This is a genomic window from Methyloceanibacter sp. (assembly GCF_035650995.1).
Classification (GTDB): domain Bacteria; phylum Pseudomonadota; class Alphaproteobacteria; order Rhizobiales; family Methyloligellaceae; genus Methyloceanibacter.
Genome location: NZ_DASRGO010000158.1, coordinates 1 through 9321, shown reverse-complemented (window position 1 = coordinate 9321; position 9321 = coordinate 1). Strand labels below are relative to the sequence as shown.

Sequence of the window (9321 nt, the reverse complement as noted above, 5' to 3'; positions counted from 1 at the left end):
CGCCGCCTCGCGCGCCCGCGCCAACGAGGTGCTGAGCAACATGGTCGAGGCGGGCTACATGAGCGAAGGCCAAGTTTACGGCGCGCGCATGAACCCCGCCAAGATCGTGGAGCGCACCGATACCAACACGCCCGACTATTTCCTCGACTGGGCCTTCGAAGAGGTGCAGCGGCTGATGCACGGACAGGAGGAACACATCCTCGTCGCTCGCACCACCGTCGATACCGGGCTGCAAAGAATGGCCGAGGAGGCGCTCAAGACGACGATCGAGACCTCGGGCCATGCACGTCATTTCGAGCAAGGCGCGATGGTGGTCATGGAGCCCGACGGCGCGGTGCGCGCGCTCGTCGGCGGCAAGGACTACGGCGAGAGCCAGTTCAATCGCGCTACCCACGCTTACCGGCAGCCCGGCTCCTCGTTCAAGCCTTACGTCTATCTGACCGCCTTTGAGACCGGAAAGTACACGCCGAACACCGTCGTGAGCGGCGGGGGTGCCGCTTGCGGCCACTGGGCGCCGAAGAACTTCGCCGCCGGCGAAAGCAACACCATGGCGCTCCACGACGCGCTCGCCCATTCGATCAACACCATCGCAGTCAAGGTCTCCCTCGAGGTCGGGCGCGACAAGGTGCTCGAGACGATGAAGAAACTCGGCATCACCCGGCTGAAGAAGACCTGCTCGCTCGCGCTCGGCGACCAAGGCCTCACCCCGCTCGAGCACGTCACCAATTACGCCGTGTTCGCTTCCGGCGGTCTCGAAGTCCATGCCTACGGCATCGAGGAGATCAAGGCGCTCGCGGGCGGCGAGGTTCTTTACAATCACGATCGCGACACGCCGCCGCGCAAGCAGCTCTTCTCGCGTAAATCGATCGAGATGCTGAACACCATGATGCAGCAGGTGGTGCAGGCCGGCACCGCGCGCGCGGCCAACCTCGACTTCACCTACGCCATCGGCAAGACGGGCACGAGCTCGAGCTTCCGCGACGCCTGGTTCATGGGCATGACCGGTCAGTATGTCGCCGGCGTTTGGCTCGGTAACGACGACTTCACGCCGATGGCGCGCGTGACCGGCGGCAGCTTCCCGGCTCAGACTTGGCACGCGTTCATGGTCGCGGCCCACGACACGGACAACATTCCTCAGCTTCCCGGCATCGCCCTGCACCCGGTTCAGGCGGCCGAACAGGCACGCCTTGCTGCCGCCGCGGCCCAGAATGCCGCGGCCAACGCCGAGGCCGCACCGCCGCCTGCGCCCGAAAATGTCAAGGACATGTCGCTCGCAACGAAGCAGGTCCTCGAGCGGATCGCGACCCTGCTCAAGGACGCCCGCCGTCTTAGCCCGAGCGATCAAAAGCCCGGCCATGCCGAGGCGACCCCTGCGCCCGCGCCCGTTGCCGCCGCCACGGGCTCCGCCGCAGACGGCGGCGGTGCTCCGCCGCCGCCGCCCGCAACGGCCAGCGCCGACCAGCAGAGTTCGCCGCAGGGCCCGCCTTCAACCGTCAGCGACAGCGGCGCGCCCTCCCCGCACTAGCCGGGAGGCACGCCATGGGTAAGCGAAAGGCGACGACCGCGTGACTAGCGTCCTGCCCGACCAGCCGTTTGGCCTCGCCGCACGCCGCGCCAAGCCGTGGGTCGAGGAAGGCGGCCATTCGATGCGCTCGCTCGCCTATTTCATCGGCACTTTCGCCGTGGCCCTCCTGCTCGGCATCGGCTCCGCCTGGTACTTGATCGAAGAGGGCTCGCCGCTCACGACCACGAGGGTCGGTCCGTGGGCAAGCTGGAACGCGCTCGGCAATCCCACGGCCGACCCCTATACCAGGGCCCACCTCGCCAGAAGCGGCCGGCTACCGCTGACGTCGACCGTGGCGCGCTACTTCGTTGCGAAGACCGACAGCGCCGGACGCACGCTGACGTCGGGATGCGAATATCTGATCGTGGGGTCGCCGATCAATTCGCGGTGGTGGTCGCTCGCTCTTTACGACGATGACGGCGGCCTGGTCGAGAATCCTTCAGGACGTTACTCGTTCAACAGCGAGGAGATGCTCCGCCACGCCGACGGCACCTACCGCGTTCACTTGGCACGCACGGCGCGCCCCGAGAACTGGCTTCCCACCGGCGACGGTTACCGGCATCTCGTGCTGATGCTGCGCATCTATTCGCCGCGCGAAACCGATTCGCTCGGCATCGGACTCGTTCCCGACGAACGCCTGCCTGAGATTGAGCGGCTGTCATGCGAATAAGGATTCCCGGACTGTTTATCGTGCTCGGCCTCGTGCTCGCCGGCCTTATCCATATCGTGGCCGTGCTGACCTTGCCGGCTCTCGCTCCCAAGAACGCTCAAGCCAGGCTCGCGACCTTGGGTCCGGCCAACACCATGATCGTGCTGCCGCCCGCCTCGCCCGGAAAACAGGCCATGCCGATGATGGCGCCTGACGTCCTCTATGCCTTTTGCCGATTCGATCTTTCCAACGGGCCCGTCCGGCTCAACGCGACCATCGCCGACGATCTTTGGCTGTTCGGACTCTATTCGGACGAAGGCGACAATTTCTACGCCGTTGCCGGCGCCGACCTGAAGAAGCGCGATGTTCAGTTCGTCATCGTCGCTCCCGACCAGACCGTCGAGGAGTCGAGCGTCGATTCTCCGGAGACGTCCGATGAGATTCTCGTGGTGAATTCTCCGGTCACGGAAGGCGTAGCCATGATCAGGGCCCCGCTCAAAGGGCCGAGCCGCGCTCCACGCGCGGCCGAGGCGCTTAAGGCGACCTCGTGCGGCCCCTATACGAAGTCGAGCTGACGGGATTCTATTTCTTGCGTCCGCGCTGGGCGCGCCGGCGCGATGGAGCCCCCGTTTCTCGCGGCGTCTCGCTGGAAGCTCTCCGCTCGATACGAACGCCCGGAAAAATGATGATCTCGCCGAGCGAGCCGGACTCGGGTTTGACGATCCTGCTTGCGGCCTCATCGCCACGGCGGAATTCCAGGATGATCCCCATTGTCGTCTCCACGGCTCGCTCGCGCCATTGGCGCCTATGCGAGGACGGTTGCACACGCTTTGCCCGTATCCATTAAGGCCGAGGTAAGGTTAACGAAGCCCTAACCGCTCGCGCGAAGCATAAGGCGCTCGCCTCACTCTATGATCGCGTCCTCCCCGAGAAAGTGACGCCCCTGTTTGTCCTCGATCTCGATGATCCAGAGATCCGAATCGAAGCGGCTTTGCCGCGCAAGATAAGCCGAAACTTCGGCACCGCTCGCGGTTGCCGTCTTGAAGCACGCGACCCAGCGCCGTTCGGTTTCCCCGCCCTCGATCCCCGCCGGCGCCGGTCCGTAAAGGGCTACGCTCCCGTCGAGGCGATCGACGCAGATGAAGATGGCGCCGGCCGCCTCGTCCCCCCGCCGCACCACCACGGCGGGAACGCCTTCCGCCTGACAGCGGCGGAGATACGCCCTGATCCAGATTTCGCTTTTGACCCGCATAGGGAGAATATAGGCGTCCGCTCAGGGCGTTGCGGCTGTCTTGGCAAGGTCGCGCCCGGTGACGCGCTTCAGCTCGCGCAACAGCTCCGGCGTGATCCTTCCGGTCTCGCGAATCTTGCGGTCGTGTTGGAAGGCGATGATGGCGTGCGTCGTCGAAGCCCCCATGGTCCCGTCCACCGGACCCGGCGCATAACCGAGATCGGCCAGAACCTGTTGCACGGCCTTGACCGACGGGTCCCCGCCACTCGATTTCCCGCTGCCGGCATCGTTCTTTGCCTCGACCGAACCGGTCGTGGCCGCGGCGGGCGCGACGCTGTCGCCGAGCAAAATGTGACGCAATAGCTCGTCGGAGGCTTGGCCGGTAACGGGAAGTCCCTCGCGCTCTTGGTAGGCGGAGATTGCAGCGCGAGTCTTGTCCGTGAGCTTGCCGTCGGCCGGCCCCACGTCGTAGCCGCGCGTCCCAAGCTCACGCTGAACCGCTTTGATGAGAAGCTCAGGCACCTCGGCATCAGCCGAGGGTGGCGGCGTTGGCGGCAGATCGGTGCTTGCTGGCGGGAGTTTTGGTGTCTCGGTCGGGTCGAGGTGAACGGCGGGTGCGGCGTACCGCGCGGGCGATGGCGCAGGCAGGGAGGGTGTGCTCGGGGCACCGATCACCTTCGGCGGCTGGGACGCCGAGAGCGCAGTAGGACCGTGCTGGTCCTGAAGGTAAAGCGCGTTGTAGATGATGGTCCCGGTCAAGGCGAGAAACGCCAAGAAGACGAGACGCGTAAGGAGGACGCCCATCGATCACGGCAAGGTCAAGATTTCCCAACGGCCGGAAGGGCCAAATCGCCCCCGTTAACGACCATCTTGGCGTTTGAAGCTAAAGAGAAGTTAAACGGGGGGCGAAACCCGCAAGGCGCCGGCCCCCGTCACGCTGCCGAGACCTTCGGCAGCGTCGCTTCGACCGATTCGCTCGCGCCGTCGAGGGGAAGAACGATGGTGGCGGTCGTTCCGGCCCCAAGCGTGCTGACAAGCTCGAGCTTACCGCCATGGAGCTTGGCGAGACCCTTCACCACCGACAATCCAAGTCCTGCACCATCATAGCTCCGGTCGTAGGAATTGTTCGCCTGCACGAAGGGGTTGCCGAGCTTGGGCAGATCGGCATCGGCGATGCCAATGCCGTTGTCGGCGACCGAAAGCGCGACGTTGCGGCCGGCGACCTTGGCCGACACTCTGACCCAGCCTCCGGGATCGGTGAATTTGATGGCGTTGGAGATCACGTTGAGAAGCATCTGTTTGCAGGCGCGTTTGTCGGCCGGGAGCTCCGGGATCCCCGGCTCGATATCGACGATGAGCGACAACGACCGCTGCTCCGCCGTGTGCCGCATGATATCGCAGCAGGACTTGACCAGCGCGCCGACGTTGAACGGCTCCTTTACGATCTTGAACTTGCCGGCCTCGATCTTCGACATGTCGAGGATGTCGTTGACCATGTGAAGCAGGTGCTCGCCGCTCTCGTGAATGAGACGGGCGTAGTCGCGGTAACGCTCCTCCCCGAGAGCACCGAACAGCTCGCGGTTCAGGATCTCGGAAAAGCCGATCACCGCGTTGAGCGGGGTCCTGAGCTCGTGGCTCATATTGGCCAGGAACTGCGATTTGGCGCGGCTCGCGCTCTCGGCCTCGTCGCGCGTCTTGAGCAGCTCGGCTTCCTGCGCCTTGCGCTCGGAGATGTCCCGGGTCACCGCGACGATGCCGGCACGCTCGTGCGCCGCGTCAGACGCCGGCAGCGGCCGGCAGCGCATCTCGACGAAAACGTAGCGCGCCGCTTCGCCGCGCCCGGCGCGGCGCACCCTGAATTCGACGGCAATGGCTTCGTTGTCGGCGAGCGCGCGCGAAAGCGCGGTGAGATAAGCCGGCCGGTCGGCGACGTGCACGCGCTCGAACAACCCGTCTCCCAAGATCTTCTGCACCGGCTCTCCGAACAGGGATTGCGCCGCGTGCGAGGCGAACACGACGCGGCCTCTCTCGTCGTGCCGCGTGATCATGTCGGTGGCGTTCTCCGCGAGAAGCCGGTAGCGCTCTTCGCCGCAACGGACCGCGTTCTCGCTCTGTTTGTGCACGAGCTGAACCATCACGGCGAGGCCGGCGGCGTACCCGGTCGCGGTCATGACGCCGATCAGCGACAGCGACAGCGCCGAGAACGGTAGCGTCTCGGCCGGCATGTAGAGGTTCTGCGACTGGACGACGGCGAGAATGGCGAGCCCGAGCCCCGCGGCGCCCGCGGCCCACGCCACGATGCGGCGGTCGTCGGCCAGTGCCGCTTCGAGCGGCACGGCCACCATCCAGGGGATGACCCACGAACCCAACCCCCCGGTGAGCCACGCGACGTAGGTGACGAGGCCTGCGAAATTGGCGGCCGAGGCTAGGTGCGCTGCGGCGAACTTGCCGGTGCGCGACAGGAAGACCGCGATTCCGATCGGCGAGAGCAGCCAGAGGAAGGCCACTGCGCCGAGCAGTGACGGTTTGCCGTTGATCACGAGATAGACGGGGAACGCGCAGAGCGCGAGCAGTCCGCCAAGGAGGTGCGATGCGATGAAAGACTGATGGCGCGCCGCCGTAAGGTCATCGCCGCGAGCCGACACGTTGACGAGCGAGCCGAAATAGGCGGCGAGCCCGCGGACACTCTCGTTACCGAACACACACATCTCGGAGCGGGTAAGCCGCTCGCGTCCCCAATGGCCTTGGCTCCGGATTATTGGCACCCGCGCTTAAGGAAGCTTAAAATGGGGTGCCGCGGCTTTCCCCCAATCATGCAGGTAGCGTCCTTCACTTGTTCGCCGCTCGCGCCGAGCTTCAGCGCGCCGGTGAAATTTCTTGGCGAGCCCGGCGGCGAGAGCGGATTTGCTTTGTGCTCGCGCCTTGCCGACCTGCGGCTCGCGAGTCCTTCGGTAGATGCAGCGCCGGAATTTCAACCGGGTGCCCGACGAATTATCGGCATCGACTAGACTTTATCGAAAACTTAAGCCTAGTCGCGAGCAATAAGCCTCCAAGACGGGAAAGCTTATCTTTGGATGAGCCTCTGCGTTGCCTCAATATCGATGCAAATTTTGTTTCGAATTTTATCGATTGCAGTGAAGCTCCCTTATTTTCTGTGCGCTATGGTCGCGCTCTGCGGAGGAATGATAGCGGCGCCAAGCCGCAAGGTTCTCAAACAGAGAGGGCATAGCCATGATGTTTCTGATAAGGGCAGCCTTTTGGCTGACGATCATCGTCCTGCTCCTTCCAACGGACGAGGATCAGCGCAACAAGGTGTACGGCACGGCCGAGGCGACGGTGAGGGATCTCGCCACCTTCTGCGACCGCAATCCCGACACCTGCACCACGGGCCGCGACGCTTTTCAGGTGCTCGTCCACAAGGCTGAGTTCGGCGCCCGCATGCTGATGGGCTTTATCAGCGAGCAGACCGGCGGCGGAACGGCCTCGGGCGACTCGGCCTGGGACGAACCGGCGTCGGACGAGTCCGCTTCCACTGAACCTGCTTCGGCCCCGATCGCGCCGGCAAGCTGGGATAACGGCGCCTCGCAAGACACGCTCAATCCCGAGGATCGCGAAGCGGCTTGGGGCGGCCCGGACGGCGCCGGAACGTAACTAGAGACGGCTTGACCGCAGCGCAAGCAAGCGGCAGGCAACGAGTTCTATTGGCAGTCCCCCGCCTGCCAAGGGGGCGCGCACTTGGGAAGGTTATGCCCTTTCCCTCCCGAACTGCGCGCCCCCCTATTTTTTTCGTGAGCCCCTGCAATTCGTGCCTATATTTCTTTTATGGACACGATGAACGAAACACTGCGATCAACCGGATACGATGAGATCCTCGCCGATTTCGAGCTGCTCGACGATTGGGAGGACCGCTATCGCTACGTGATCGAGCTGGGCAAGAGGCTCAAGCCGCTTCCTGACGAGGAGCGCTCTCCCGCCAACAAGGTGCAAGGTTGCGTAAGCCAGGTCTGGCTTTCGACGACCGTTCATCCCGACGGGGGCAATCCGCGCTTGAGCTTCGTCGGCGACAGCGACGCCCATATCGTCAGGGGACTGATCGCGATTCTCTTCGCCCTTTACTCGGAAAGGACGGCAAGGGAGATCCTGGCGGTCGACGCCACCGGCGCGCTTGGCAAGCTTCACCTCACCGAGCATTTGACGCCGCAGCGCTCGAACGGTCTCATGGCCATGGTGAAGCGCATCCGGTCCGACGCCGAAGAGGCGCTCGCCCGCAGTTGAATTGACCGAATCCAGTTTTGCAGCGGCCCCCTTCCTGACGCGAAACTGCACGACCGGTTCATGTGCCGTTCAGGCGCAGTTCGCCACCATCCGAAGCGTCAGATCCCTGCACTGACATTAGCGAACCTTCCTCGGCACCGGGCGCGGAGTTCAGGGGCTCCGCGCCCACCCTTTTTTCGGCCATGCGGCGATGGGGCAAGCAGGCCGCGGCTTGCCTCGCTTCCCCGGAACCATTAGCTTTCGGCGGAATTTTTCGGTCATCCCCTCAAACTCTGGAGCAACGCCCGTGGCCTTCGAACTCCCCCCGCTTCCCTATGCCTATGACGCGCTTCAGCCCTACATGTCGGCCGAGACGCTGCAATATCATCACGACAAGCACCACAAGGCTTATGTCGACAATCTCAACAAGCTGCTGCCGGGCTCGGGCTTCGAGGGCAAGTCTCTCGAAGATATCGTCAAGGCGAGCTACGGCAAGAATCCCGGCGTGTTCAACAACGCCGGCCAGGACTTCAACCACATTCACTTCTGGCCCTGGATGAAGAAGGGCGGCGGCGGCAAGAAGGTGCCGGGCGCCGTGCTTGCCATGATCGACCGCGATCTCGGCGGCTTCGACAAGTTCCGCGCCGACTTCATCGAGGCGGGCAAGACCCAGTTCGGCTCAGGCTGGGCGTGGCTCGCCCTCAAGGACGGCAAGCTGAGCGTGATGAAGACGCCGAACGGCGAGAACCCGCTCATTCACGGCGGCTGGCCGCTGCTTGGCGTCGACGTGTGGGAGCACTCCTACTACATCGACTACCGCAACGAGCGGCCGAAATACCTCGAGGCCTGGTTCGACAACCTCATCAACTGGGAACACGTCGAGGAAATGTACGCGCTTGCGCCGAAATAGGCGGCGAAATGCCCGCCAATAGCGGGAATTGAGCGCCACGAGGCCCGGCCAGAAGGCGGGCTTCCCCTCGGCCTTATCCCCGGGTCTCGGCCAAGAGATCGGCGGCCTCGCTCGCCTCGACCCAGCGTTGCTCGGCGGCCGCGAGCTTGCGCTCGATCTCGGCCCTCGCCTTCATCAGCTCGGCGACCTGAGCGCCGCCGTTTCGCTTTGGCGATGCGAGTTCGGCATCGATCTCGTCCCGGCGCCGCCACAGCAAGTTGAGCTCGGCCTCGGCGTCTCGCGCGATCTTGCGCGCCGCCTTGGCGCGCTCGTGCGCCGCCACCGCCCGCTCGCGCGCCGCCTTCCGCTCCGCCTGCACCGCTTCCTTGGCAGATTGCTCTGCGCCGTTGTCGCCGGCGCCTCCGAGCACCTTGTCGCGATAGTCGTCGAGACTGCCGTCAAACGCCTTGGCCGTGCCGTTCTCGACCAGCACGAGCCGGTCGGCGATCAGCTCGAGCAGATGGCGATCGTGACTGACCACGACCACCGCGCCGCCGAACGCGGTCAAGGCCTCGACCAGAGCATCGCGCGCATCGATGTCGAGATGGTTGGTGGGCTCGTCGAGGATGAGGATGTGCGGCGCGTTGCGCGTGATCAGCGCGAGCGACAGTCTCGCCCGCTCGCCGCCCGAGAGCTGGCGCACGGCGAGATTGGCCTTGTCCCCGGAAAAGCCG

At 64.6% G+C, this 9321-nt stretch carries 11 protein-coding genes; 6 read left to right on the top strand and 5 right to left on the bottom strand.

Annotation, left to right across the window (positions count from 1 at the left end; translation table 11 throughout):
• The 3 genes from VFB18_RS12000 to VFB18_RS11990 all read left to right on the top strand — a co-directional run.
• A partial coding sequence (locus VFB18_RS12000; protein ID WP_324975457.1) for a transglycosylase domain-containing protein occupies positions 1 to 1525 on the top strand: 1525 nt, incomplete at its 5' end.
• 40 nt (positions 1526 to 1565) lie between these two features.
• Positions 1566 to 2234 carry a DUF1214 domain-containing protein gene (locus VFB18_RS11995; protein WP_324975452.1) on the top strand — a complete coding sequence of 223 codons (669 nt, stop codon included), beginning with the start codon at positions 1566 to 1568 and terminating at the stop codon, positions 2232 to 2234.
• Complete coding sequence (locus VFB18_RS11990) at positions 2225 to 2788, top strand: DUF1254 domain-containing protein (RefSeq protein WP_324975450.1); 564 nt, start codon at positions 2225 to 2227, stop codon at positions 2786 to 2788. Before VFB18_RS11995 ends, VFB18_RS11990 begins: the two co-directional genes overlap by 10 nt.
• 7 nt (positions 2789 to 2795) lie before the next feature.
• Here the strand turns inward: VFB18_RS11990 and VFB18_RS11985 are convergent, their stop codons facing one another.
• The 4 genes from VFB18_RS11985 to VFB18_RS11970 form a co-directional block, all read right to left on the bottom strand.
• Positions 2796 to 2984: a hypothetical protein gene (locus VFB18_RS11985; protein WP_324975448.1), complete on the bottom strand. Its 189-nt coding sequence runs from the start codon at positions 2982 to 2984 to the stop codon at positions 2796 to 2798.
• Positions 2985 to 3117: 133 nt separating this feature from the next.
• The gene (locus tag VFB18_RS11980) at positions 3118 to 3465 is read right to left on the bottom strand and encodes a DUF1491 family protein (RefSeq protein ID WP_324975446.1); all 348 of its coding nucleotides are present in this window, start codon (positions 3463 to 3465) and stop codon (positions 3118 to 3120) included.
• Positions 3466 to 3486: 21 nt separating this feature from the next.
• Positions 3487 to 4248 carry a peptidoglycan-binding protein gene (locus VFB18_RS11975; protein WP_324975442.1) on the bottom strand — a complete coding sequence of 254 codons (762 nt, stop codon included), beginning with the start codon at positions 4246 to 4248 and terminating at the stop codon, positions 3487 to 3489.
• Between the two features lie 128 nt (positions 4249 to 4376).
• Positions 4377 to 6209, bottom strand: coding sequence for a PAS domain-containing sensor histidine kinase (locus VFB18_RS11970; RefSeq protein WP_324975440.1), 1833 nt, complete (start codon positions 6207 to 6209; stop codon positions 4377 to 4379).
• 466 nt (positions 6210 to 6675) lie between these two features.
• Between VFB18_RS11970 and VFB18_RS11965 the strand changes: the two genes are divergently transcribed.
• The 3 genes from VFB18_RS11965 (at position 6676) to VFB18_RS11955 (ending at position 8608) form a co-directional block, all read left to right on the top strand.
• Entirely contained in the window at positions 6676 to 7095 is a 420-nt protein-coding gene (locus VFB18_RS11965) for a DUF5330 domain-containing protein (RefSeq protein WP_324975436.1), read from the top strand.
• A gap of 180 nt (positions 7096 to 7275) precedes the next feature.
• On the top strand, positions 7276 to 7719 hold the full coding sequence (locus VFB18_RS11960) for a SufE family protein (RefSeq protein ID WP_324975433.1): 444 nt from the start codon (positions 7276 to 7278) through the stop codon (positions 7717 to 7719).
• Between the two features lie 286 nt (positions 7720 to 8005).
• Positions 8006 to 8608 carry a superoxide dismutase gene (locus VFB18_RS11955; RefSeq protein ID WP_324975431.1) on the top strand — a complete coding sequence of 201 codons (603 nt, stop codon included), beginning with the start codon at positions 8006 to 8008 and terminating at the stop codon, positions 8606 to 8608.
• Between the two features lie 73 nt (positions 8609 to 8681).
• On the opposite strand, the gene VFB18_RS11950 is transcribed toward VFB18_RS11955, so the two are convergent.
• The coding region (locus VFB18_RS11950; RefSeq protein ID WP_324975428.1) for an ATP-binding cassette domain-containing protein at positions 8682 to 9321 on the bottom strand (640 nt) is incomplete at its 5' end.